General features: G+C 69.7%; 25 protein-coding genes. 11 read left to right on the top strand and 14 right to left on the bottom strand.

The features are described 5' to 3' along the window. Nucleotides 1-23: 23 nt before the first annotated feature. The 3 genes from RALTA_RS00410 to rfaE2 all read left to right on the top strand — a co-directional run bounded on the left by RALTA_RS00410 (nucleotide 24) and on the right by rfaE2 (nucleotide 3,228). The gene (locus RALTA_RS00410) at nucleotides 24-1,301 is read left to right on the top strand and encodes a patatin-like phospholipase family protein (RefSeq protein WP_012351425.1); all 1,278 of its coding nucleotides are present in this window, start codon (nucleotides 24-26) and stop codon (nucleotides 1,299-1,301) included. 201 nt (nucleotides 1,302-1,502) lie between these two features. Then, a complete protein-coding gene (locus RALTA_RS00405; RefSeq protein WP_012351424.1) occupies nucleotides 1,503-2,366 on the top strand; it encodes a ferritin family protein in 864 nt (287 codons plus the stop codon). Nucleotides 2,367-2,733: 367 nt separating this feature from the next. Then, on the top strand, nucleotides 2,734-3,228 hold the full coding sequence (gene rfaE2 / locus RALTA_RS00400) for a D-glycero-beta-D-manno-heptose 1-phosphate adenylyltransferase (RefSeq protein ID WP_012351422.1): 495 nt from the start codon (nucleotides 2,734-2,736) through the stop codon (nucleotides 3,226-3,228). Nucleotides 3,229-3,244: 16 nt separating this feature from the next. Here rfaE2 and RALTA_RS00395 read toward each other — a convergent pair whose 3' ends face one another. Genes RALTA_RS00395 through RALTA_RS00385 form a run of 3 tightly spaced genes read right to left on the bottom strand, consistent with a single transcriptional unit; the run spans nucleotide 3,245 to nucleotide 5,172 of the window. Then, nucleotides 3,245-3,457, bottom strand: coding sequence for a hypothetical protein (locus RALTA_RS00395; protein WP_012351421.1), 213 nt, complete (start codon nucleotides 3,455-3,457; stop codon nucleotides 3,245-3,247). Nucleotides 3,458-3,490: 33 nt separating this feature from the next. Continuing rightward, nucleotides 3,491-4,342, bottom strand: coding sequence for a type III pantothenate kinase (locus RALTA_RS00390; RefSeq protein ID WP_012351420.1), 852 nt, complete (start codon nucleotides 4,340-4,342; stop codon nucleotides 3,491-3,493). Continuing rightward, on the bottom strand, nucleotides 4,339-5,172 hold the full coding sequence (locus tag RALTA_RS00385; RefSeq protein ID WP_012351419.1) for a biotin--[acetyl-CoA-carboxylase] ligase: 834 nt from the start codon (nucleotides 5,170-5,172) through the stop codon (nucleotides 4,339-4,341). The genes RALTA_RS00390 and RALTA_RS00385 overlap by 4 nt, the downstream gene beginning before the upstream one ends. Before the next feature lie 231 nt (nucleotides 5,173-5,403). Here RALTA_RS00385 and RALTA_RS00380 point away from each other — a divergent pair, with 231 nt between their 5' ends. The 5 genes from RALTA_RS00380 to RALTA_RS00360 all read left to right on the top strand — a co-directional run bounded on the left by RALTA_RS00380 (nucleotide 5,404) and on the right by RALTA_RS00360 (nucleotide 10,320). Next, complete coding sequence (locus RALTA_RS00380; protein WP_012351418.1) at nucleotides 5,404-6,534, top strand: MlaE family ABC transporter permease; 1,131 nt, start codon at nucleotides 5,404-5,406, stop codon at nucleotides 6,532-6,534. Continuing rightward, a complete protein-coding gene (locus RALTA_RS00375; RefSeq protein WP_012351417.1) occupies nucleotides 6,531-7,391 on the top strand; it encodes an ABC transporter ATP-binding protein in 861 nt (286 codons plus the stop codon). The genes RALTA_RS00380 and RALTA_RS00375 overlap by 4 nt, the downstream gene beginning before the upstream one ends. Next, nucleotides 7,388-8,332, top strand: a complete 945-nt coding sequence (locus RALTA_RS00370) for an MlaD family protein (RefSeq protein ID WP_012351416.1) — start codon at nucleotides 7,388-7,390, stop codon at nucleotides 8,330-8,332. Before RALTA_RS00375 ends, RALTA_RS00370 begins: the two co-directional genes overlap by 4 nt. Before the next feature lie 65 nt (nucleotides 8,333-8,397). After that, on the top strand, nucleotides 8,398-9,051 hold the full coding sequence (locus RALTA_RS00365; protein ID WP_012351415.1) for an ABC-type transport auxiliary lipoprotein family protein: 654 nt from the start codon (nucleotides 8,398-8,400) through the stop codon (nucleotides 9,049-9,051). 18 nt (nucleotides 9,052-9,069) lie between these two features. Continuing rightward, nucleotides 9,070-10,320, top strand: coding sequence for a VanZ family protein (locus RALTA_RS00360; RefSeq protein WP_012351414.1), 1,251 nt, complete (start codon nucleotides 9,070-9,072; stop codon nucleotides 10,318-10,320). Between the two features lie 26 nt (nucleotides 10,321-10,346). On the opposite strand, the gene pcp is transcribed toward RALTA_RS00360, so the two are convergent. The 6 genes from pcp to pxpB form a co-directional block, all read right to left on the bottom strand. Beyond that, nucleotides 10,347-10,997: a pyroglutamyl-peptidase I gene (gene pcp, locus RALTA_RS00355; protein ID WP_012351413.1), complete on the bottom strand. Its 651-nt coding sequence runs from the start codon at nucleotides 10,995-10,997 to the stop codon at nucleotides 10,347-10,349. Between the two features lie 16 nt (nucleotides 10,998-11,013). Beyond that, nucleotides 11,014-11,964, bottom strand: a complete 951-nt coding sequence (locus tag RALTA_RS00350; protein WP_012351412.1) for a DUF979 domain-containing protein — start codon at nucleotides 11,962-11,964, stop codon at nucleotides 11,014-11,016. A gap of 10 nt (nucleotides 11,965-11,974) precedes the next feature. Continuing rightward, nucleotides 11,975-12,703, bottom strand: a complete 729-nt coding sequence (locus tag RALTA_RS00345) for a DUF969 domain-containing protein (protein ID WP_012351411.1) — start codon at nucleotides 12,701-12,703, stop codon at nucleotides 11,975-11,977. Between the two features lie 107 nt (nucleotides 12,704-12,810). Then, nucleotides 12,811-13,551, bottom strand: a complete 741-nt coding sequence (pxpA, locus tag RALTA_RS00340; RefSeq protein ID WP_012351410.1) for a 5-oxoprolinase subunit PxpA — start codon at nucleotides 13,549-13,551, stop codon at nucleotides 12,811-12,813. A 39-nt stretch (nucleotides 13,552-13,590) separates the two neighbouring features. Beyond that, the gene (locus RALTA_RS00335) at nucleotides 13,591-14,610 is read right to left on the bottom strand and encodes a 5-oxoprolinase subunit C family protein (protein WP_012351409.1); all 1,020 of its coding nucleotides are present in this window, start codon (nucleotides 14,608-14,610) and stop codon (nucleotides 13,591-13,593) included. Further along, the gene (pxpB, locus tag RALTA_RS00330) at nucleotides 14,607-15,254 is read right to left on the bottom strand and encodes a 5-oxoprolinase subunit PxpB (protein ID WP_012351408.1); all 648 of its coding nucleotides are present in this window, start codon (nucleotides 15,252-15,254) and stop codon (nucleotides 14,607-14,609) included. Before pxpB ends, RALTA_RS00335 begins: the two co-directional genes overlap by 4 nt. A 211-nt stretch (nucleotides 15,255-15,465) precedes the next feature. Between pxpB and RALTA_RS00325 the strand changes: the two genes are divergently transcribed. After that, nucleotides 15,466-15,744, top strand: coding sequence for a ribbon-helix-helix domain-containing protein (locus RALTA_RS00325; protein WP_012351407.1), 279 nt, complete (start codon nucleotides 15,466-15,468; stop codon nucleotides 15,742-15,744). 6 nt (nucleotides 15,745-15,750) lie between these two features. Continuing rightward, on the top strand, nucleotides 15,751-16,053 hold the full coding sequence (locus tag RALTA_RS00320; protein ID WP_041232031.1) for a type II toxin-antitoxin system RelE/ParE family toxin: 303 nt from the start codon (nucleotides 15,751-15,753) through the stop codon (nucleotides 16,051-16,053). A gap of 101 nt (nucleotides 16,054-16,154) precedes the next feature. On the opposite strand, the gene lipA is transcribed toward RALTA_RS00320, so the two are convergent. The 3 genes from lipA to RALTA_RS00305 all read right to left on the bottom strand — a co-directional run bounded on the left by lipA (nucleotide 16,155) and on the right by RALTA_RS00305 (nucleotide 18,451). Continuing rightward, a complete protein-coding gene (gene lipA, locus RALTA_RS00315; protein WP_012351405.1) occupies nucleotides 16,155-17,159 on the bottom strand; it encodes a lipoyl synthase in 1,005 nt (334 codons plus the stop codon). Between the two features lie 40 nt (nucleotides 17,160-17,199). Beyond that, the gene (gene lipB / locus RALTA_RS00310; RefSeq protein ID WP_012351404.1) at nucleotides 17,200-17,928 is read right to left on the bottom strand and encodes a lipoyl(octanoyl) transferase LipB; all 729 of its coding nucleotides are present in this window, start codon (nucleotides 17,926-17,928) and stop codon (nucleotides 17,200-17,202) included. A gap of 154 nt (nucleotides 17,929-18,082) precedes the next feature. Further along, the gene (locus tag RALTA_RS00305; RefSeq protein WP_012351403.1) at nucleotides 18,083-18,451 is read right to left on the bottom strand and encodes a DUF2917 domain-containing protein; all 369 of its coding nucleotides are present in this window, start codon (nucleotides 18,449-18,451) and stop codon (nucleotides 18,083-18,085) included. 247 nt (nucleotides 18,452-18,698) lie between these two features. Between RALTA_RS00305 and RALTA_RS00300 the strand changes: the two genes are divergently transcribed. Next, entirely contained in the window at nucleotides 18,699-19,655 is a 957-nt protein-coding gene (locus tag RALTA_RS00300) for a transcriptional regulator GcvA (RefSeq protein ID WP_050976428.1), read from the top strand. Nucleotide 19,656: 1 nt separating this feature from the next. Here RALTA_RS00300 and RALTA_RS00295 read toward each other — a convergent pair whose 3' ends face one another. Together RALTA_RS00295 and RALTA_RS00290 are read right to left on the bottom strand one after the other, a co-directional pair. Further along, a complete protein-coding gene (locus tag RALTA_RS00295; RefSeq protein ID WP_041232030.1) occupies nucleotides 19,657-20,733 on the bottom strand; it encodes a tyrosine recombinase XerC in 1,077 nt (358 codons plus the stop codon). 23 nt (nucleotides 20,734-20,756) lie between these two features. Then, on the bottom strand, nucleotides 20,757-21,443 hold the full coding sequence (locus RALTA_RS00290) for a DUF484 family protein (RefSeq protein ID WP_012351400.1): 687 nt from the start codon (nucleotides 21,441-21,443) through the stop codon (nucleotides 20,757-20,759). Between the last annotated feature and the right edge of the window lie 54 nt (nucleotides 21,444-21,497).

Genomic DNA, 21,497 nt, shown 5'->3' with positions numbered 1-21,497 from the left:
ACGCCCCCTTCCCGAAACCACCCATGCATCGCGATTCCCTGCCGCTGCCCCCCGCGGCGCCCGCCTCCGGTCCCAACCCCGCGGCCACCGCCCTGATCATGATGGGCGGCGGCGCCCGCGCCGCCTACCAGGCCGGCGTGCTCAACGGCGTGGCGCGCATCGCCGCGCGCCTCGGCAAGGTGCAGGCGGCGCTGCCGTTCGGCATCATCGCGGGCACCTCGGCCGGGGCCATCAACGGCGCGGGGCTGGCCATCCACGCGGGCGACTTCCAGGCCGCCACGCAGAGCCTCGGCGCGCTCTGGCACAGCATCCATGCCGACGAGGTCTACCGCACCGATGTGCTGCGCGTGGGGGTGTCGGGGGCGCGCTGGCTGTCGACGCTGGCCCTGGGCTGGGTCACGCAGCGGCGCGCGCCGCGCGCCCTGTTCGACAACACCCCGCTGGGCAGCATGCTGGGCGAGCTGTTCGAGCCAGCGCGGGTGCAGGCAAGCCTGGACAGCGGCGCGCTGCAGGCGTTCGCGGTCACGGCGCTGTCGTACAGCACCGGGCGCCATGTGACCTTCTACCAGTCGCACCACCGCATCCATCCGTGGCACCGCAGCCAGCGCATCGCGGTGCCGGCGCAGATCACGGTGGACCACCTGCTGGCATCGTCATCGATTCCGTTCCTGTTCCCGGCCATGCCGCTGGAGCTGGACGGCCACCACGAGTGGTTCGGCGACGGGACCATGCGCCAGATGTCGCCGCTGTCGCCGGCGATCCACCTGGGCGCCTCGCGCATCCTGGCGATCGGCGCGGCCTCGCGGCAGCGCTCGGGCTGGTTCGACACCATGCCCGGCGGCGGCTATCCGTCGCTGGCGCAGGTGGGCGGGCAGGCGCTGGCCAGCATCTTCCTCGACGGCCTGAACGCCGACCTCGAACGGCTGCAGCATATCAACCGGCTGCTCGCACGCATGCCCGAGGTCGCCGGCGACCGCGAAGGCTGGCGCCCGGTGCAGGTCATGACGGTAGCGCCCAGCGAGCCGATCGAGGCCATTGCCGCCGAACACCAGAAGCAGTTGCCCCGCACCGTGCGCGCGCTGCTGGCGCCGCTGGGCGGCACCGAGGCGCGCGGCGCCGCCTTCGCCAGCTACCTGCTGTTCGAGCCGGCCTTCACGCAGGCGCTGATCGCGCTGGGCGAGCGCGACGCCGCGGCCCAGGCCGACGAGCTGGCGGCCTTCCTCTACGGCGTCGTGCCGGGCACGGCGCCCGCGGCCCCGGGGGCGGGAGACCGGGCCGCCGAGCAAGCCGTTTCCCCCTGAGCCGCCGCCGTCACATGCAGCCATCCCGGGCGCGCCTGCGCCGGCGCTTTGCCGCGCCGCCGCGGCGCTGATCGCCCGGAAAATGCAAAAGCGGGCCGCCAACCCCCTCCAAGCCGTTGCATTTGCCCCGATCCCGCCTAAAAAAGGAGAAGAGAATAATTCGCATCTGGTAGAATCTGCCCGTAATTTCAAAGGCTTACCATGCTCTACCCCGAACTGTTCAAATCGTTGGAAGCCGTCCGCTGGCACATGGACAAGGACATCCCCTGGGAGTCCTTCGACGCCACCATGCTGACGGACGACCAGGCCAAGACCATTCGCATGAATGCGATCACGGAATGGTCCGCCCTGCCCGCGACCGAGATGTTCCTGCGCGACAACCGCCACGACTCTGACTTTTCGGCGTTCATGAGCATCTGGTTCTTCGAGGAACAGAAGCACTCGCTGGTGCTGATGGAGTACCTGCGCCGCTTCCGGCCGGACCTGGTACCGACCGAGGAAGAACTGCACGCGGTGCGCTTCGAGTTCGATCCGGCGCCGCCGCTGGAAACGCTGATGCTGCATTTCTGCGGCGAGATCCGCCTGAACCACTGGTACCGCCGTGCCGCCGAATGGCACACCGAACCGGTGATCAAGCACATCTACCGCACCCTGTCGCAGGACGAAGCCCGCCACGGCGGCGCGTACCTGCGCTACATGAAGAAGTACCTGGCGCAGTTCGGCGACAGCGCGCGCGCGGCCTTCGCCAAGATCGGCGTGCTGATGGCATCGGCGCGCCGCACCGAGAAGCCGCTGCACCCGACCAACCTGCACGTCAACAAGGCGCTGTTCCCCAACGACACGGTACAGTCGCGCCTGCCTGACCCGGACTGGCTCGAGCACTGGCTGGACGAGCAGATCCGCTTCGACGAAGGCTGGGAGAAGAAGGTCATCGAACGGATCCTGCACAACATGTCGCTGCTGTTCGAACGCACCTTTGAAACCGTGCAAGACCTGAACCGCTACCGCAAGGAGCTGAACGCGAGCCTGCAAGGCGCCGGCGCGGCCCGGCCGGCGCAAGCCTGAGCGGTCCGGCCCGGACACCAAAAAAATGCCCCGCCGAAGCGGGGCTTTTTTTGTCTTCTTTTTCTACCTTCACGCATTCCCGACAAATGCGGCCCGCTGCGGCGCGCCGGATCCGGTCCGGCCCTGGCGGGTAGGGTGCAACGCCGTTTTCCTGTTCCCGGAAATACGGTGCCGCGGATGATAAGCGCGCCAGCGGACCCGCAGGTAGTAGCCGGTTACTACATCCGTGCCGTGCCCGCGCCAGTGCGGTGGCGCGGGGGCGTCGGCCGCCACGGTCCCCGGGGCGAGCCGCAAGAACAGGTACCATTCGGGCAAGCACGCCGGCTCCGCCACGATGCCGGCCTTTACCTATCCCACGTCCTCATCCATGTCCGTACCCGCCTTCGAATCCAAGCTGACTCCCGCCGACGATCCCGCCGTGCTGGCCGCGCGCATCGCCGCGCTGCCGCGCCCGCTGGTGTTTACCAACGGCGTCTTCGACATCCTGCATCGCGGCCATGCCACCTACCTGGCGCAGGCGCGCGCGCTCGGCGCCAGCCTGGTGGTCGGCGTCAACAGCGATGCCTCGGTGAAGATGCTGGGCAAGGGCGACGACCGTCCGCTCAACCATGAATCTGACCGCATGGCGCTGCTGGCCGCGCTGGCGTCGGTCGACCTGGTGGCGATGTTCCGCGAACAGACGCCGGTGGAGCTGATCCGCCTGGTGCGCCCCGACATCTACGTCAAGGGCGGCGACTACGATATCGACACGCTGGAAGAAACCCGGCTGGTGCGCAGCTGGGGCGGCCAGGCCTACGCCATCCCCTTCCTGCACGACCGCTCGACCACCAAGCTGCTGACCAAGGTGCGCCAGGCCGGCTGAGCCCGCCGCGGCTGCGCTACGCCGCCGGCGCCGACGCCGGCGTGGCCGGATGGGGCTGCAGCCGCATCCGCTCGCCCCGCACCTGTTGCTCCAGCCGGTGCGGCTCGCGCGGCGATTCGAACCACCCTGACAGCGGCTCGGCGCCGAACGCGCCGAGCACCGCCGCCAGCAGCATGGCGTTGGCGAACAGCAGCAACAGCAATGCGATGCGCAGGGAGCGGGGGGTCATGGGGAATCGGATGGAGGTGGAGACGTAGCGTCGTTACGCGTCGGCCATGGCCATCGCATGCAGGCCGAGCAGCACCAGATTATCGTGCATCTCGAAGGGCACCGCGAGCGCCCCGGCCAGCGCGCCACGGGCCCCGCCTGACAGCAGGCAGCGCGGCGGGCGCGCAGCATCGCCGCGCTCGCCCAGCGCGCGCCAGGTGCGCTCGATCGCGCCGGCCTGCGCCGCCAGGCAGCCGGCGGCAATGGCGTCGTGGGTGTTGTCGGCCCAGCGCCGCTGCGCGCCCGCCACGCTGCCGGCCTCGCCGACATCCAGCGCCGGCAGCTGCGCCGTATTGCGTGCCAGCGTGCCCAGCATCAGCGCCAGCCCCGGCAGGATCAGCCCGCCTTCGAAGCGCGCGCCGCCTTCCGCCGCCACGGTGACGATATCCAGCGTGGTAGCGGTGCCGGCGGTCACCACCAGCAGCGTGTCGCGCGGCAGCCAGCGGTGCGCGCCGACGGCGCCGACCCAGCGGTCGACGCCCAGTTGGGTAGGTTCGCGATAGCCGTTGACGAGATCGCCATGCGCGGCGGCGCTGCGCACCCATTGCACCGGCGCGCAGCCGCCGAAGGCGTCGGCCAGCGCGGCGTCGACGGCGGCGGCGATCACCGGCCCCGCCACGTTGCTGATCCACACCGACGGCATCGGCCCGCCGGCGCGCAGCGCGCGAAGCTCGGCGGCCAGGGTCCGCAGCGCACCGTCCGCGGCATGCGCCACCGCGCCGGCGTGCTGCCACGGCGTGGGCAGCACCGTGGTGCCGGTGCTGGCGGGCAGCGGCGCACCGGCTTCGCACCATGCCCACTTGAGCCGGGTATTGCCGATATCGACCAGCAGGCGTGGCGCGTTCATGCGCCCCCTTCCTGGCCCGGAGCGGGCCGCAGCGACAACTCGCCGCTGGCGATGCGTTCCAGACCGGCGGGCGTTTCGAGCAGCAGGTGGCCGGCCTCGTCGACACCGCGCGCCATGCCTTCGGCGATCACCTGGCCGTCGTGCAGCAGCCGCACCGGCTGGTCGCGGTAGGCATCGGCGGCGGACCAGCGCCGCGCCATCGGCCCGAAGCCATGCGCGAGGAAGTCCGCGCGCATCGCCGCCAGCCGCTCCAGCACCGCGGCCAGCAGGCGCGGCGCATCGCGTCCGGCGTCGAAGCCCGGCATGGCCTCGGCCACCCCCGCCAGCTCGCGGCCGAGCGCGGCTTCCATCTGCGCATCGCGCACCAGGTTCAGGCCGATGCCGATCACCGCCCAGACCCGCTGCGGTCCCGCCGGCACCGATTCGATCAGGATGCCGGCCAGCTTGCGGCCGTCGATCTGCAGGTCGTTGGGCCACTTCAGCCCCACCCGCGCGCCCAGCGCCGGCGCGACGTCGCGCAGGGCCTCGGCCAGCGCCAGGCCCACTGCCAGGCTCAGCCCGCTCAGCCTCGCCGGCGCCAACGCCAGCGGCAGCGCCACCGAGAAGGTCATGCCGGCCTGCCCCTGCCACGGCCGGCCCTGGCGTCCCCGCCCGGCGGTCTGGCGATAGGCCAGGCGCAGCTTGCCGGCATCGGACCACGGCGCCTGGCGGCACCGCGCGGTGAGGTCGGCATTGGTCGAGCCGGTTTCCTCGACCAGCTCCAGGCTCCAGTCGCGCAGCGCCGGCGACAGCATGGCGCGCAGCGCGCCGGCATCGATGCGCCAGGACATGGCAATGGCGGTATCGGGAGGATTCGGAGGAACGGCGGACATGCGCGGCAATGAATGGGGATGGGCGGGATCGCGGTCGGCACAGGCAGGATCCAGGTCGGAAGCCAGGCCTGCGGCAGATGCCGCATTGTAGCTTCGCCGCGCTGCCGGGCATGCCCCGGGGCGCGGCGCGGGTCGCGCCAGCGGGGCGCGTGGCTTAGAATCGAGACTCGGCCATCACATCGCTAGCCCTTGGAACGCCAGACGACGCCAGACTTCCAGATCACGCGCGGGGACGGAACCGTCAGCGTACAGCTGCGTGGCGACTGGACCGCGCTTGCGCTGGCCGGCTGCCACCAGGCGCGGCAGCTGCGCGCGCAACTGCACGAGCTGGCGCAGGCGCCGGACCACGCGCAATGGTCGCTGGCCGGGGTCGAACGGCTCGACCATATCGGCGGGCAGCTGCTGTGGCAGGCCTGGAACGGCGCGCTGCCGCAACGGCTCGAGGCCAGCGAGGGCCAGCGCCGCGTGTTCGCGCGCATCGCGGCGGTGCAGGACGAGGGCTGGAAAAAGCACATGGTGGACCGCTTCAACCCGGTCACCCTGCTCGGCGCCAACGTGATGTCGTTCGGCGTGCAACTGGGCAACGGCATCACCATGCTGGGCCAGCTGGCGTTCGACCTGCTGCGCTTCGCGCGCATGCCGCAGCGCGGCCCGTGGCGCGAAATCTCGGCCAACATCTACAACGTGGGCTACAAGGCGCTGGGGATCACGGCGCTGGTCGGCTTCCTGATCGGCATCGTGCTGTCGTACCTGTCGGCCAACCAGTTGCGCACCTTCGGCGCCAGCACCTTTATCGTCAACATCCTGGGCATGGCGGTGATCCGCGAGCTGGGGCCGGTGCTCGCCGCGATCCTGATCGCGGGGCGCTCGGGCTCGGCCATCACCGCGCAGATCGGCGTGATGCGCGTGACCGAAGAGCTCGACGCGATGCGCGTGATGGGGATCTCGCACGGCTTCCGGCTGATCATGCCGCGCGTGATCGCGCTGGCCATCGCCATGCCGCTGCTGGTGGCGTGGACCGACGTGATGGCGCTGGCCGGCGGCATGCTGGCCGCGCGCATGCAGCTGGGCATCAGCGCCACCTTCTTCCTGCGCGAGCTGCCCGACGCGGTGCCGGTAGCCAACCTGTGGCTGGGGCTGGGCAAGGGCGTGGTGTTCGGCATCCTGATCGCGCTGACCGCGTGCCACTTCGGGCTGCGCATCAAGCCCAACACCCAGAGCCTGGGCGAAGGCACCACGGCCTCGGTGGTGACCGCGATCACCATCGTGATCCTGGCCGACGCGGTGTTCGCCATCCTGTTCAAGGACGTGGGCCTGTGAGCGCGGCGCCAGCGAACGCGAACCCGCCGGGCGCGCCGCAGCACGCGCCGCAGCGCACGCCGGTGATCGAGGTGCGAGACCTGGTCAAGCGCTTCGGCAAGGCAGTGGTGCACGACCACGTGAACCTGGACGTCTACCGCGGCGAGGTGCTGTCGATCGTCGGCGGCTCGGGCAGCGGCAAGACCGTGCTGCTGCGCCAGATCGTCGGGCTGGAGCGCCCCACCTCGGGCACCATCAAGGTGTTCGGCGAAGACCCGGCGCGGCTGCGCCCGGCACAGCTGCAGGCGCTGCGCAGCCGCTGGGGCCTGCAGTTCCAGCGCGGCGCGCTGTTCTCGGCGCTGTCGGTGATCGACAATATCGCGCTGCCGCTGCGCGAACTGCGCGCGCTGCCCGACAACCTGATCTGCCAGGCGGCGCTGCTCAAGCTGCAGCTGGTGGGGCTGTCCGCGCGCGATGCCGACAAGATGCCTTCGGACCTGTCCGGCGGCATGATCAAGCGCGTGGCGCTGGCGCGCGCGCTGTCGCTGGAACCCGAACTGCTGTTCCTGGACGAACCCACTGCCGGCCTGGACCCGATGGCGTCCGACGACTACGTCGCGCTGATCCGCGAGCTGCGCCGCGAACTGGGCCTGACCGTGGTCATGATCACGCACGACCTCGACACGCTGGTGGCCCTGTCCGACCGCGTCGCGGTGCTGGCCGACCACAAGGTGATCGCGGCCGCGCCGATCCCGCAAGTGGTGAAGGTGGACCACCCCTTCATCCGCGAGTATTTCCTGGGCGAGCGCGCCCAGCGCGCCCTGCAGGCGCTGCCCCGGCCCGGGCAGCCCGCGGCGCCGCCCCCTGGAGAAGCATGATGGAAAACAAGTCCCACGCCTTTCTCGCCGGCGTGTTCACCATCGGCCTGGCCGTGCTGGTGCTGTTCGCGATCTTCTGGTTCAGCAGCGACCACGCGGTGCGCGTGCCGTACGACCTGATCACCCGCTCGACCGTCAACGGCCTGGGCCCGCAGGCCGACGTCAAGTACCGCGGGCTGGCGGTGGGCAAGGTCGAGTCGATCAAGTTCGATCCGCAGGTGCCCGGCCAGATCATCGTGCGCGTCAACGTCAACCGCGAAACGCCGATCACCCGCACCACGTACGCCACGCTCGGCTTCCAGGGCGTGACCGGGATCGCATACGTGCAGCTCGATGACTCCGCCGCGCACGATGGCGCCGGCGCCTCGCCGCCGCTGCCGACCTCGCCCCGCGCGGTGGCGCGCATCGCCATGCGGCCCGGCTTCTTCGAGGAACTGGAAAAGCGCGGCGATTCGCTGCTGACCCAGGCCGAGACCCTGATGGGCTCGCTCAACGACATGTTCCGGGGCGCCAACCGCGACGAGCTGATGGCGGCGATCCGCTCGGTGCGCAAGACCGCCGAAGACTATTCGCGCCTGTCCGATTCGCTCGCGCCGGCGGCGCAGCGCCTGCCGAAAGTGGCCGAGAACCTGAACGCGACGCTGGAATCGACCCGGCGCCTGACGCAGGAACTGGCCAACCCCAACGGCACCGTGATGCGCACTGTCGACAGCGTCGGGCGCGACCTGCAGGGCGCGGCCGCGTCGGTGCAGTCGGCGGCGGGCACCTTCCACGAAGAGACCCTGCCGCAGCTCAACGGCCTCGCCCGCGACGCGCGCCAGACCGCGCGCAGCTTCGAGCGCGCCGCCGGCCAGTTCAACGAGAGCCCGAGCAGCGTGCTGTTCGGCGCGCCCGCGCCCACGCCAGGCCCGGGCGAGCCGGGCTTCAGCGCCGCACCGTAGCGCGGCCGGCATGTGGCCCAGCCCCAGCTCCCGCCCATCGATCACGCCAACCGCGAGAATCCGCCGTGAACCCTGCGACCGAGATGCCACGCTTCCTGCGCCCCGCGCCCGCCCGCCTGCGCGCGGCCCTGCTGCTCGCCGCGGCCGGGCTGGCACTACTGTCGGGCTGCGCGCTGACGCGCGGCGAGCCCACCATTACCTATGACCTCGGCCCGGCCTTGGCGGGCCCCGCGGCATCCGCCACCGGGAACCCCGCGCCCGCACCGCTGCCCAAACTTCGCGTGGCGCAGACCGACGGGCCCAACTGGCTGGAAGGCAATGCGCTGTTCTACCGGCTGCAGTACGCCCAGGCGCAGCGCCTGCAGGCGTACGCCACGCAGCGCTGGGTGATGTCGCCCACGCGCCTGTTCGACGAGCGCCTGCGCGACGCCGTCGCCGCGCGCGGCACGCTGGGCTGGTCCGGCGACGGCAGCGTGCCGGCGCTGAAGGTGGACCTGCTCGAATTCGACCAGGTGTTCCACAGCGCCACCGCCAGCGAGGGCGTGGTGCGGCTGCGCGCCACGGTGTACCGGCACGGCATGCTCGGCCAGCAGACCTTCGAGGTGCGCCGGCCCGCGCCCAGCGCCGACGGCGCCGGCGGCGTCAAGGCGCTGGCCGAAGCCAGCGATGCCGCGATTGCGGCGCTGCTCGACTGGATCGGCACGCTGCAGCTAAAGTAAAGCCACAGGAGAATTGCCATGGAGCCGGCTCCCCCGCCGCTCTCCGCGCCGCCGCCGGCGGCTCCGCCCGCACCACCCGACACCGCCCCGCTGCACTCGCCGCTGGCGCGCGTGGGGCTGCTCTGCTTCACGCTGCTGGTGGTGTACGCCAGCCTGTACCCGTTCTCGGGCTGGGTCGACAACGGCATCTCGCCCTTTGCCTTTGTCAGCGCGCCCAAGCCGCGCTACATCACCGACTTCGACCTGCTGACCAACGTGCTGGGGTACTTCCCGTTCGGCGCGCTGGTGGTGCTGTCGCTGCATCCGCGCCTGTCGGGCGGACGCGCCACGCTGGTGGCGCTGGTGGCCGGCGCCTTGCTGTCGGCGTGCATGGAGGCCTTCCAGACCTGGCTGCCCAGCCGGATCTCGTCCAACATCGACCTGATCACCAACGCGCTGGGCGCACTGCTCGGCGGCGCCGTGGTGGCGCCGTTCACGCGCGCGCTGATCGACGACGGCCGCCTGACGCGGCTGCGCCATGCGTGGTTCGAGCCGCATGCCAGCTTTGCCATCATCCTGCTGCTGCTGTGGCCGTTCGCGCAGGTGTTTCCGCAGGAGCACCTGTTCGGCATGGGCGGCATCGTGCGCGAATGGCTGACCGACCCGGAATCCTGGCCGATGCAGGTGCTGCAGATGGTGTTCCCGCAGCTGGAGAGCTGGCAGGACCATATCGGCTTGCGGCCCGAGGACATGCAGAGCCAGCAGTTGCTGGAATCGCTGGTGACGGCCAGCAGCTGGATCGGCACCGGCCTGTTCGCCTCGATCGCAATGCGGCGCAGCGCGCCGATGCTGCGCATCCTGGCGGGGCTGCTGGCGGCGGCGCTGCTGCTCAAGGCCACCGCGGCCGAGCTGCAGTTCCCGACCGAAAGCGCCTTCGTCTGGCTGTCCGAAGGCGGGCGCTTCGCGCTGCTGACCAGCTCGCTGGTGCTGGCGCTGCTGCTGTACCTGCCGCGCTGGCTGCGCGCGGTGCTGGCGATGGCGGCGCTGGTCGTGCTGGTGGGGCTGACCAACGTGCTGCCGTCCAACCCCTATGCCTGGATTTCGGAGCAGGGCTGGCGCATGGGCCGCTTCATCCACTTCAACAGCCTGGCGCAGTGGCTGGGCTGGCTGTGGCCGTTCCTGGCGTTCTGCTATGTGATCTGGCGCTTCGAGCAGGTCAGCCTGCGCCGCCATGCGATGAAGAAAGCCGCGGCGCGCCGTGAGGCGGCCGCGGCCAACCTGCAGGAGTAAGCCGGCGCGGACATGCGCGCCGACACTTAGTGCAGCTGCCCGCCCTGCTCGCGCACATCGGCGCGGGTCGACAGCGCCGTCGCCACCGCGGTACGCAGGCCCTTCACCAGGGTCTCGAGCGCCAGGCTCGGCTGGCCCGGATGGCGCGCGGCCTGCTCGGGCAAATAGGGAATGTGGATAAACCCGCCGCGCACCGTGCCGGCCGGGTGCCGCGCCAGCCGGTGCATCAGCCCGTAGAACACATGGTTGCAGACGAAGGTGCCGGCGGTCTGCGATACCGACGCCGGCACGCCGGCCGCGCGCATGTCGCGCACCATCGCCTTGATCGGCAGCGTGGCAAAGTACGCGGCCGGGCCGTCGGCGACGATGGCGGTGTCGATCGGCTGCGCGCCGGCGTTGTCGGCAATGCGCGCATCGTCGACATTGATCGCCACGCGCTCGACCGACATCTCGGCGCGCCCGCCGGCCTGGCCGACGGCGATCACCAGCGCTGGCCGCAGCGTGTCGAGCAGTTCGCCGATCGCATCGATCGCCGCGCCGAATACGCACGGCAGCTGCCGCGCGACGATCACGGCGTCGCCGACGCGTTCGCCGTCGAGCGCGCGCACGGCTTCCCAGGAGGGGTTGATCGGTTCGTCCTCGAACGGCTCGAAGCCGGTCAGCAGCACGGTAGGCATGGCGGGTCTCCTGCGCTTACATCAGCCAGTACAGCAGCACGATATTGGCCGCCAGGATCGCCAGCGCGGTCGGCACCTGCGCGCGGATCACGGCGTTCTTGTCGTCGAGTTCCAGCAGCGCCGCGGGCACGATATTGAAGTTGGCCGCCATCGGCGTCATCAGCGTTCCGCAATAGCCGGAGAACATGCCGATTGCCGCCATTACCGCCGGATTGCCGCCGAACATGCCGACCAGGATGGGCACGCCGACACCGCCGGTCATCACCGGGAAGGCGGCGAAGCCGTTGCCCATGATCACCGTGAACAGCGCCATGCCGACGCAGTAGACTGCCACCGCCACCAACTTGTAGTCCAGGTTGATGTAAGCGGTGGTCAGGTGCGCCACGGCCTTGCCCACGCCCGCGTCGGCAAACACCAGCCCCAGCATGGCCAGCATCTGCGGCAGCACCAGCGCCCAGCCCAGCGACTCGGTCAGCCGGCGCGATTCGCGCAGGCCCTGCGCCACGGTGTCGCGCGTGAGCCAGCACACCACCGCCAGCGAGATCAGGCAGCCGATCCCGAGCGAGACGAAGGTCACGTTCTTGGGATCGAGCAGCGGCACGCCGGCGATCCTGACATCCTTGAACAGCATGGTGCCGATCACGGTGACCAGCGGGATCAGCAGCGCCGGGATGAACAGCTTGTTGCCGAGGCGGCTCGCGCTGGCGCGGCGCTCGGCCTCGGGCAGGCTCTCGTGCTTGCCGTGGCCGACGCCGCCGAATCCCGCGATCAGCGCCATCACCACTGCACCGATGCCGACCGCTGCAGGCGGCAGCCGGTCGCCGGCCAGGAACACGATCGCGTACAGCAGCCAGAACAGGCCGGTGCTGAGGCGGCGCGGATGCGCGCGGTCGGTGAAGGTCATCAGCGCGGTGATGGCCAGCACCAGGCCGGCGAGCCAGTAGAGGTATTCGATCGAAATGATCATGGCGTGCTCCTTATTCGGCGCTCTGCGCAGGCACGGCGGCGCGGGCAGCTTTGCCGCCCAGCTCGCGCTCCAGCCAGCCGTCCAGGCGCTTGAGGCGCACGGCATGGATCAGGAAGGCGCAGATCGCGGTGGGGATGCCCCAGACAGCGATATGCAGCGGCTCGACCTCGATGTTCGACGACAGCAGAAAGGTATGCATCAGCGCGATCGCGCCGAACGCCACGAAGATGTCCTCGCCGAAAAACAGGCCGACGTTGTCGGTGGCGGCGCAGAAGGCCAGCACGCGCTGGCGCACCGGCTCCGGCAGGTGGCCGAAGCGGTTCTCGGCCGCGCCCTCCGCCATCGGCGCCAGCAGCGGGCGCACCATCTGCGGATGGCCGCCCAGGCTGGTCAGGCCGATCGCCGCGGTCAGTTCGCGCACGCCCAGGTAGACGATCAGCAGGCGCCCGACCGTGGCCGAGGCAATGCGCGCGATCCACGCCTGCGCATGCTCGCGCAGCCCGTGGCGCTCCAGCAGGCCGATCACGGCCAGCGGCAGCAGGATGATCAGCGGCAGGTTGCGCGCCTTGACGAAGGCGGTGCCGATCGCGGAGAAGATCTGCATCAGTGGCATCGGCGCGGCCAGCCCGGTGGCCAGCGCGGCGAGCACCACCACCAGCATGGGATTGAAGCGCAGCACGAAGCCGACGACGATGACGCCGACCCCGACAAGGGGCCAGAGATTGACTGCCTGTTCCATGGAAACACCAAACGAAGATAACGAAGGCGCGCGGACGGCAGCCGTCGTGACGCGTGACGGGGCAGGCCGCGTGGGGAAAATGCCGGCGTGAAGGCGGATGAACGCGCTCAGTCGCCGGCGCGGATCGCGATGCCCTCTGCGCCCAGCCGTTCCCGGATGCGGCGCGCAAAGGCCAGCGCGTGGGCGCCGTCGCCGTGCAGACACACGGTTTCGGCCCGAATCGGTACCCAGGTGCCATCGATGGCGCGCACGCGCTGCTCGCGCACCATGGTCAGGGTCTGGTCCAGGGCAACTTCCTCGTCCTCATGCAGCGCGCCCGGCGTGCCGCGCCTGACCAGCGTGCCGTCGGCGTTGTAGCCGCGGTCGGCAAAGACCTCCTGCTTGACGCGCAGGCCGGCTTCCTTCGCCACGTCGATCATCTGGCTGCCGGCCAGGCCGAAGAACACCAGGTCGGCGTCGAAGTCGCGCACCGCGCGTACGATCGCGCGCGCCAGCGCCGGGTCGCGCACCGCCTGGTTGTACAGCGCCCCATGCGGCTTGACGTGGTGCAGCACGCCACCCTGCGCGCGCACGATCGCGTCGAGCGCGCCGATCTGGTACAGCACGTCGGCGTAGACGTGCTCCGGGTCGCGCTGCATCTCGGTGCGGCCGAAGTTCTCGCGGTCCGGGTAGCTCGGGTGCGCGCCGATCGCCACGCCGCGCGCCAGCGCCCACTTCACCGTCTGCACCATGGTGGCGGCGTCGCCCGCGTGCCAGCCGCAAGCGATATTGGCCGAGCTGATCAGCGCCAGCAGCGCCTCGTCATTGCCACAGCCTTCGCCGAGATCCGCGTTCAAATCGATCTGCATTGCCATTCTCCTGTGAGGCCGCATCGGAGGCGGCCAACCTCATGCTGCCGCCCGGGTGCGGGTACGCCGGCGCGCGGCGATGGGCATGCCATCGCCCTGCCACCGCAGCGCCTGCTCGATCTGGCGCAGGTAGCGTGCCAGTTCCTCCTGCGCCGCCCGGGCCTGCGCCAGCGAGACCTGCACGAAGCGCACCGGGGCGCCCAGCGGCACCTGCGCCAGCCGCCACAGGTCCGCGCCGATCACCACGCCGATCTTGGGATAGCCGCCGGTGGTCTGCGCGTCGGCCATCAGCGCGATCGGCTGGCCCGCCGGCGGCACCTGCATCACGCCCGGCATCACGCCGTGCGAGAGCAGGTCGGCACTGCGCTCGGGCCGCCGCGCCAGCGCCGGCCCGGCCAGGCGCAGGCCCATGCGGTTGCTGTTGGGCGTGACGGTCCAGTCGGCCTGCCACAGCGCGGCCTGCGAGGCCGCATCGAAATCCTCGTATTCCGGCCCCGGCAGCATGCGGATCGCCGTGGCCTTGCCATCCACCGCAACGGGCAGCGCCCACGCCGGCGCCTGCACGCCGATCCAGTCGGTCTCGGCGCCCAGGCCCGGGCATCCCGCGGGCAGGCGGTCGCCCTCCTGCAGCGCGCGTCCGCCCAGTCCGCCGAAACCGGACTTCAGGTCGGTGCTGCGCGAACCCATCACCGGCTCGACCGCGATGCCGCCCGCCACGCACAGGTACACGCGCGTGCCGCCGCGCGTCGACGGCAGCGTCAGGGTCTCGCCCTTGTGCGCGTCGAACGCGTGCCAGGACCACACCGGCATGCCGTCCAGGTTGGCGCCGCATTCGGCGCCGGCCAGCGCCACGCGCATATCGGCATGGAAGCGCACCGCGGCGCGGCCCAGCGTGAATTCAATGGCGGCGCAGCCGGGTGCATTGCCAAGCAGGCGGTTGCCGACTTCCACCGCCAGCATGTCCATGGCACCGCAGCGGCCCACGCCAAAACGGCGGAAGCCGGTACGGCCCAGGTCCTGCACCGAGGCGAGCGCGCCGGGACGAAGGATCTCGATCACGCGATGATTTCCTCGGCGACAAAGCGCACGGTATCGCCGGGCGCGAACAGGGACGGCGGATCGCGGTCCGCCACGAAGAGTTCGGCGTCGGTGCGCCCGATCAGTTGCCAGCCGCCCGGCAGCACCGCCGGATAAATCCCGGTCTGCTCGCCGCCGATGCCGACCGACCCGGCCGGCACTGCCAACCGCGGCTCGCGCCGGCGCGGCGTCGCCAGTTCCGGGGCCAGCCCGCCCATGTAGGCAAAGCCGGGCTGGAAGCCGAGGAAGTAGACCACGTACTCGCCCGCCGCATGACGGCGCACCACTTCCTGCGGCGTCAGGCCGGTATGCGCGGCGACGTCACCCAGGTCCGGGCCATGCTCGCCGCCGTAGCGCACCGGGATCTCGACCAGCTTGCCGGTGGCATTGCTCGCCTCGCCCGAGGCCCATGCCAGCTTCAGGTTGCGCTCCAGCGCGTCCGCGTCGGCACTCTCATCGAAGATCACGGTGAGGTTGTTCATGCCCGGCACCACGTCCACCACGCCGCGCCAGTCCGCGGCGCGCGCGGCCATGGCCCAGATGCGCCGCTGGACTGCCAGCGAGGCGGGCGGCGCGACGCTGTACAGCAGCGCCTGCTCGGCAAGTCGGTGGACGGTGCAGTTCATGAGAGTCCCGGTAGCGCACTTGCTACCCAGTGTAGGCAGACAAGCGGGAATGTGACGTCTTGGTATTTCATCGATAATTTATCGATGAATTCATCATATCGAAATGGACCAAGCGGGGACAGTCGGGGTTGACCCTAGGAGGGCGCAGGTCGGCGGGTGGATGGCGCTAATCGGCGGGAGTAGGATTAAATCCTACCGATGGGAGATCGTCATGCGAACCACGCAACAATTGAGCGTCACGCTGCCGACCGAAATGGCTCAGGCGGTCAAGGACAAGGTGCGGTCTGGCGAATATGCCAGTGAGAGCGAGGTCATCCGCGATGGCCTGCGTGCATTGCTGGCACGTGACCGGGCCGTGGACGCGTGGCTGCTGCAGCAAGTTGGCCCTGCCTACGATGCGCTCCAGACCGATCCGTCCCGTGCCGTGACCGCAGATGACGTTCGCGCTCGTCTGGCTGCCAGACAGGCAGGGAAAGCCAAAGGGCGATGAGAACCTATCCCGTCGTCCTTTGCGCCGGAGTTTGTGGAGCAGCTTGAGAGCTTGTACGACTATATCGCCGAAGAAGCCTCGCCCTACATCGCGGCGCGGTACACCGACGCGATCGTAGAATATTGCGAGTCGCTCAGTACGTTTCCGCATCGCGGCACTCAGCGCGATGACGTGCGGCCAGGGCTGCCGATTACCCATTACAAGAAGCGCGCCGTGATCGCGTTCGCCGTGGATACCGACAAGGTCTCCATCATTGGCTTGTTCTATGGCGGTCGGGACTACGAGACGATGCTGAACGAGTCGGATTGAATCGACGGTGGCCAGTGGCGCCTGGCCAAGAGGCGGGCACGAGCCAAAACAAAAACGGCCGGGGAAACCCCCGGCCGTTTTCTTATGCCCAACCAACCCGCTCAGGCAAACCCCGCCTGATGCGCCTGCTGGTCGGCATGGTAGGAGCTGCGCACCATCGCGCCCACGGCGGCGTGGGTGAAGCCCATCTTGTAGGCCTCTTCCTCGAACATCTTGAAGGTGTCGGGATGCACGTAGCGCAGCACCGGCAGATGGTGGTTCGACGGCGCCAGGTACTGGCCGATGGTGAGCATGTCGATGTCGTGCGCGCGCATGTCGCGCATGACTTCCAGGATTTCCTCGTCGGTCTCGCCCAGGCCGACCATCAGGCCGGACTTGGTCGGCACGTTGGGGTTGCGGCGCTTGAACTCCTGCAGCAGCTTGAGCGAGTGCGCGTAGTCGGCGCCCGGGCGCGCCTGCTTGTACAGGCGCGGCACGGTTTCCATGTTGTGGTTCATCACGTCGGGCGGGCACGCCTGCAGGATGTCCAGCGCCTTGTCCAGGCGGCCGCGGAAGTCGGGCACCAGCACTTCGATGCGGGTAGCGGGCGACAGCTCGCGCGTCTGCGAGATGCAGTCGACATAGTGCTGGGCGCCGCCGTCGCGCAGGTCGTCGCGGTCGACGCTGGTGATCACCACGTAGTTCAGCTTGAGCTGGGCGATAGTGCGGGCCAGGTTGCCGGGCTCGTTCACATCGAGCGGATCGGGGCGGCCGTGGCCGACGTCGCAGAACGGGCAGCGGCGCGTGCACTTGTCGCCCATGATCATGAAGGTGGCCGTGCCCTTGCCGAAGCATTCGCCGATATTGGGGCAGCTGGCTTCCTCGCACACCGTCACCAGGTTGTTGGCGCGCAGGATGTCCTTGATCTCATAGAAACGCGAATTGCCGGTGGCGGCCTTCACGCGGATCCAGTCCGGCTTCTTCAGCTTCTCGGCCGGCACGATCTTGATGGGGATGCGCGCGGTCTTGTCGGCCGACTTCTGCTTGCGGGTCGGATCGTAGTGCTCCGCGGGGGACTGCGGGGCTTCGCTGGAAGAGGCGTTCGGGGCGATCAGTGCGTCGCTCATACATTTCTCCGCACGCGCTCGGCGTGCATTTCGCTTTTGACTAGGAGGCCAGGGCCGGGGCGGCAGGTTCTTCGGCCGCCAGCACGCGAGCCTCGTGCGCTGCCAGCACCTCGCACAATGCAGCCGCCAGGCGCTGTGCGATCTCGGGTTGTGTTGCCGCGGTCACGGGCACCGGCGCGCCATCGGCATCGGCCACCGGACAAGTGGCACCCGCGGTGGCCATGTCGACCGTTTCCAGTCCGGCATAGCCGCAGGGATTGATGCGCAGGAACGGCGACAGGTCCATCTGCACGTTGAGGCTGACGCCGTGGTAGCTGCAGCCGTTGCGGATCTTGAGGCCGAGCGCGGCAATCTTGGCGCCCCTGTGCGGCCCGCCTGACAGGTAGATGCCGGGGGCGCCGGCCTTGCGTTCGGCTGCGAGATTATACGCCGCCAGCGTGTCCAGCACGGCCTGCTCGATGCCGTGCACCAGCTCGCGCACCATCAGGCGGCGGCGGCGCAAATCCAGCAGCAGATAGGCCACTACCTGGCCCGGGCCGTGATAAGTGATCTGGCCGCCACGGTCGATCTGCACCACCGGAATCCGCTCGTCCGGAGCCAGCAGGTGCGCGGGATCGCCCGCCTGGCCCAGCGTGTAGACCGGCGGATGCTCGACCAGCCAGACCTGGTCGGGCGTCTCGGGGGTGCGTGCGGCGGTGAAGGCGCGCATCGCGTCGAAACACGGCTGATAGTCCTCGCGGCCGCGTTCGATGACTTGAATCGGATGCATGGCGAGAGTGTAACGAAAAGGGCCGGCTTGCGCCGGCCCTGCCTGCCCCGTTCAGGGGGTGGAAGACGCGGAACCGTCCGAAGCGTCACGCGACCAGACCAGGCGCAGATGGCCCCGGGCCCCAGGCGACGCGGACGGTGCGCCGTCCTGCCCTTCAGGATGCGGTGACCCGGTCCTGGTTCGGCGTCCATTCGGTGCCTCGAACCAGCCGGCGCAGGCTGCGGTACACCAGGTGCGGCAGGTCGGCCAGCGCCAGCACCGGACGGCGGGCTTCGGCAATCAGCGCCAGGCGCACCGGATGCACAGCTCGCGGGTCGATGCTGATCACCACCTCGTCCCCGGCGCGCAGCAGCAGGCTGCCGCCACAACGCAGCCAGTAGTCCTCCGAATCGTTTTCGCGGGTCAGCCACACGTCGGTGCCACGGGCGTCTGCAACATGCAGGCGCTGCGCGGCGTGCACCGACAGCGCGGTGACTTCGCCAGGATTCAGGGTGAACTCGGTCGTTGTGAGCACGGTTTTCATGGTGGTTCTCCGTTCAGCCGGCCCTGGCGGGGATACGCCAGACGCAGTACGGATTCTCGGCGGGCCGCAGGAACTGGCCCGGCAAGGGGACCAGGCCAGTTAAATCCTGCGAATATCGCCGTGAAGAAGTGTGCAAAGCGGGGGCCGGTGATGAAATATTAGTGATTGCCCGACCACTATCAAAACGATATATTTTCTTTGTTCTTGTTAGCGAATCTCACATAACCCCGATCGTCTGGAGACGGCCATGGCCTGGAAGAGCGCCTGGGAGAAAGACATGCCGCGCGGCTGGCACCGCGAATTGCCGCGCCTGCCGGCCCTGACCGCGCTGCGCGCGTTCGAAGCCGCGGCGCGGCACGAGAGCTTTTCGCGCGCGGCAACCGAGCTGTTCGTCACCCACGGCGCGGTCAGCCACCAGATCCGCGCGCTGGAAGACGAACTGGGCATGCCGCTGTTCGAGCGGCACGGCAAGCGCGTAGCGCTGACCCCGGCCGGCCGGCTCTATGCCGAGCGCGTGCGCGACGCGCTGCTGCAGATCGCCGATGCCACGCGCGCGCTGCAGGCCGGCAACCGCGACAAGCGCCTGACCATCAGCACCATGCCGTCGTTTGCCGCGCGCTGGCTGACGCCGCGCATCGGCAGCTTTATCGAGCGCCATCCCGAACTGGATGTCGAGCTGCTGTCGTCGAACACGCTGGTCAACTTTGCGCACGAGGAAGTCGATATCGCGCTGCGCATGGGCAGTGGCGACTATCCCGGCCTGTATGTCGAGCGGCTGCTCGACGATGTATTCTTCCCGGTCTGCAGCCCCGCCTTCAACGGCGGACGCCTGCCCGGACGGCCGCAGGACATGGCGGGCATGCCGCTGCTGCGCGGCGAGGGCGATCCGTGGAAGCCGTGGTTCGACGCCGCCGGGCTCGACTGGCCCGAGCCCCGCAAGGGCCTGCTGCTGGAAGATTCGTCGCTGCTGCTGCAGGCCGCCTCGGAAGGCCAGGGCATCGCCCTGATCCGCTCTTCGCTGGCCTGCAACGACCTGCTGTCCGGGCGCGTGGTGCGGCTGTTCGACGTCAGCATCCCGTGTCCGTGGCTGCTGTATTTCGTGTGCGCGCCGGGCTCGCTGAACCTGCCCAAGGTGCAGGCATTCCGCGGCTGGCTGCTGCCGGAAATCGAGCGCTTCCGCGAGGTGCTGGCGCAGTGGGAGTGAGTCAGTCTTCCGGGGTGTCGTCGACGCGCGCCGCACTTGCAGCGGCATCGGCTGCCGGCTTTGCGCGCGCCCGGCCGGCGCGCGGGTGGGCCTTGTCGTAGACCTTGGCCAGGTGCTGGAAATCCAGCGCGGTGTAGACCTGCGTGGTCGAGATGCTGGCATGGCCCAGCATCTCCTGCACCGCGCGCAGGTCGCCGGAAGACTGCAGCATGTGGGTGGCAAAGGAATGCCGCAGCATATGCGGATGCACGTCGGCCGGCACCCCGGCGCGCAGCGCCTGCTGCTTGAGCCGCAACTGCACCGTGCGCATCGACAGGCGCCGCCCGCGCGGCCCCAGGAACAGGGCATGGGCATCCTCGGGCGCGGCGCCCGGCCGCAGCAAGCCGTCGCGCACCGCCAGCCACGCCTGCAGCGCGGCGATGGCCCTGCCGCCTACCGGCACCGTGCGCCGGCGCGAGCCCTTGCCGGTCACGGTGACCTCGGCGCCGGCCAGGTCGAGCCAGCCGCTGGAGCGGTAGCCGTCGGCTTCGGCATAGCGCAGATCGAGCTGCACCAGCTCGGACAGCCGCAGCCCGCTCGAGTAGAACAGCTCGTAGACAGCCTGGTCGCGCAGCGCCTCGGCATCGGTGCCGGCAGGGTGTGCGACCAGCGCCACCGCGTGCTCGACCGACAGCGCCTTGGGCAGCGCGTGCCCGGAGCGCGGCGCGCGCACGCCGTCGACCGGATTCACGCTCACGCCATGGCCATGGCGCGCCGCCCACAGATAGAAGCCGCGCCATGCCGACAGCGCGCGCCCGATACTGGTGCCGACCAGCCCGGCGGCATGCAGCCGTGCGGCGAAATTGCGGATATGGTGCGTCTGCAGCGCCAGCAGCGCGACACCCGGCGCATGCTGCGCCGCGTGCGCCTGCAGCACGCGCAGTTCGCGGGCATAGCCCGACAGCGTGTGCTCGGCCAGCTTGCGGCTGCCGCGCAGCCAGTCGAGATAGCGCGTGACCAGCGGATCTGGCGGCGGCGCCTCGCCGTCCGCGGGCGCGGACGATGGGACCACAGCGCGCGGCGGCCGGCGTGCAGTCATGGCGTTATCGCAAGGCCGCGGCTTCAGTCGCGCAGCCGGTTCAGCGCAGCGCCCGCCACTGCGCCGATCTGCGACAGGTAGGCGGTGCCCATGCCGTCGTGGAAGCGGCGCGGATCGGGCGAGCCCAGCACCAGCAAGCCAAAGGCCGCGCCACGCACGTCGGCGCCGGCCTCGGCCTCGCCGGCGCGCACCGGCACGCGCAGCGTCACCATCGCCAGCGAGGTGACATCGTCGCGCTCCAGCAGGCTGGCCGCCTCGAAGCCGCTGTTGCTGCCGCAATACGGTGCGCGCAGGCCTTCGGCAAAGATGCGCAGGTCTTCGCTGGCGCCCTGCGCCACTTCCATGTGCGCGTACTGCTCGGCGACATCCCAAAGCCTGAGCGCCACCGCCGGCACGTCGAAGACCTGCTGCAGGCCGTCCTGCACCGCATATGGCAGCGCATGCGAATCGGCCTCGGCCAGCAGCCGCAGTTGCCAGTCATGCAGGCGCTGCTGGGTGCGGTCGTTCTCGTGGCCATGGCGGACCAGGTCCGCCAGGCGCAGCTCCAGGCCCTTGTTCTTCTCGCGCAGGATTTCCATCTGGCGCTCCTGCAGCGACACAGCACGATGGCTGTGCGGGCTGGTCAGCTGCACCGCGGCCAGCAGCTCGGCATGCTCTTCGAAGAACTCGGGATGGCTCTGCAGGTAGGCGGCAACGTCTTGGGCGTTCATGGGGCGTGGACCGGTAGAGATAAAGTGGGTGGCAGTTTAGCAAAGCGGTCGTGA

The organism is Cupriavidus taiwanensis LMG 19424, assembly GCF_000069785.1.
In the GTDB taxonomy this organism is placed as follows: Bacteria; Pseudomonadota; Gammaproteobacteria; order Burkholderiales; family Burkholderiaceae; genus Cupriavidus; species Cupriavidus taiwanensis.
Note: the sequence above shows the minus strand (reverse complement) of the source record. Positions and strands in the feature narration are given on the sequence as shown.

What these genes read in the sequence shown, in the direction of transcription:
- RALTA_RS00350 (WP_012351412.1), bottom strand. Translation starts at nt 11,964, where the DNA reads ATGATCATTTCGATCGAATACCTCTACTGGCTCGCCGGCCTGGTGCTG.
- pxpB (WP_012351408.1), bottom strand. Translation starts at nt 15,254, where the DNA reads ATGAACTGCACCGTCCACCGACTTGCCGAGCAGGCGCTGCTGTACAGC.
- RALTA_RS00325 (WP_012351407.1), top strand. Translation starts at nt 15,466, where the DNA reads ATGCGAACCACGCAACAATTGAGCGTCACGCTGCCGACCGAAATGGCT.
- rfaE2 (WP_012351422.1), top strand. Translation starts at nt 2,734, where the DNA reads ATGTCCGTACCCGCCTTCGAATCCAAGCTGACTCCCGCCGACGATCCC.
- lipB (WP_012351404.1), bottom strand. Translation starts at nt 17,928, where the DNA reads ATGCATCCGATTCAAGTCATCGAACGCGGCCGCGAGGACTATCAGCCG.
- RALTA_RS00370 (WP_012351416.1), top strand. Translation starts at nt 7,388, where the DNA reads ATGATGGAAAACAAGTCCCACGCCTTTCTCGCCGGCGTGTTCACCATC.
- RALTA_RS00345 (WP_012351411.1), bottom strand. Translation starts at nt 12,703, where the DNA reads ATGGAACAGGCAGTCAATCTCTGGCCCCTTGTCGGGGTCGGCGTCATC.
- RALTA_RS00385 (WP_012351419.1), bottom strand. Translation starts at nt 5,172, where the DNA reads ATGTCCTGGCGCATCGATGCCGGCGCGCTGCGCGCCATGCTGTCGCCG.
- pxpA (WP_012351410.1), bottom strand. Translation starts at nt 13,551, where the DNA reads ATGCAGATCGATTTGAACGCGGATCTCGGCGAAGGCTGTGGCAATGAC.
- RALTA_RS00300 (WP_050976428.1), top strand. Translation starts at nt 18,699, where the DNA reads ATGGCCTGGAAGAGCGCCTGGGAGAAAGACATGCCGCGCGGCTGGCAC.
- RALTA_RS00395 (WP_012351421.1), bottom strand. Translation starts at nt 3,457, where the DNA reads ATGACCCCCCGCTCCCTGCGCATCGCATTGCTGTTGCTGCTGTTCGCC.
- RALTA_RS00405 (WP_012351424.1), top strand. Translation starts at nt 1,503, where the DNA reads ATGCTCTACCCCGAACTGTTCAAATCGTTGGAAGCCGTCCGCTGGCAC.
- RALTA_RS00360 (WP_012351414.1), top strand. Translation starts at nt 9,070, where the DNA reads ATGGAGCCGGCTCCCCCGCCGCTCTCCGCGCCGCCGCCGGCGGCTCCG.
- lipA (WP_012351405.1), bottom strand. Translation starts at nt 17,159, where the DNA reads ATGAGCGACGCACTGATCGCCCCGAACGCCTCTTCCAGCGAAGCCCCG.
- RALTA_RS00410 (WP_012351425.1), top strand. Translation starts at nt 24, where the DNA reads ATGCATCGCGATTCCCTGCCGCTGCCCCCCGCGGCGCCCGCCTCCGGT.
- RALTA_RS00390 (WP_012351420.1), bottom strand. Translation starts at nt 4,342, where the DNA reads ATGAACGCGCCACGCCTGCTGGTCGATATCGGCAATACCCGGCTCAAG.
- RALTA_RS00295 (WP_041232030.1), bottom strand. Translation starts at nt 20,733, where the DNA reads ATGACTGCACGCCGGCCGCCGCGCGCTGTGGTCCCATCGTCCGCGCCC.
- pcp (WP_012351413.1), bottom strand. Translation starts at nt 10,997, where the DNA reads ATGCCTACCGTGCTGCTGACCGGCTTCGAGCCGTTCGAGGACGAACCG.
- RALTA_RS00305 (WP_012351403.1), bottom strand. Translation starts at nt 18,451, where the DNA reads ATGAAAACCGTGCTCACAACGACCGAGTTCACCCTGAATCCTGGCGAA.
- RALTA_RS00290 (WP_012351400.1), bottom strand. Translation starts at nt 21,443, where the DNA reads ATGAACGCCCAAGACGTTGCCGCCTACCTGCAGAGCCATCCCGAGTTC.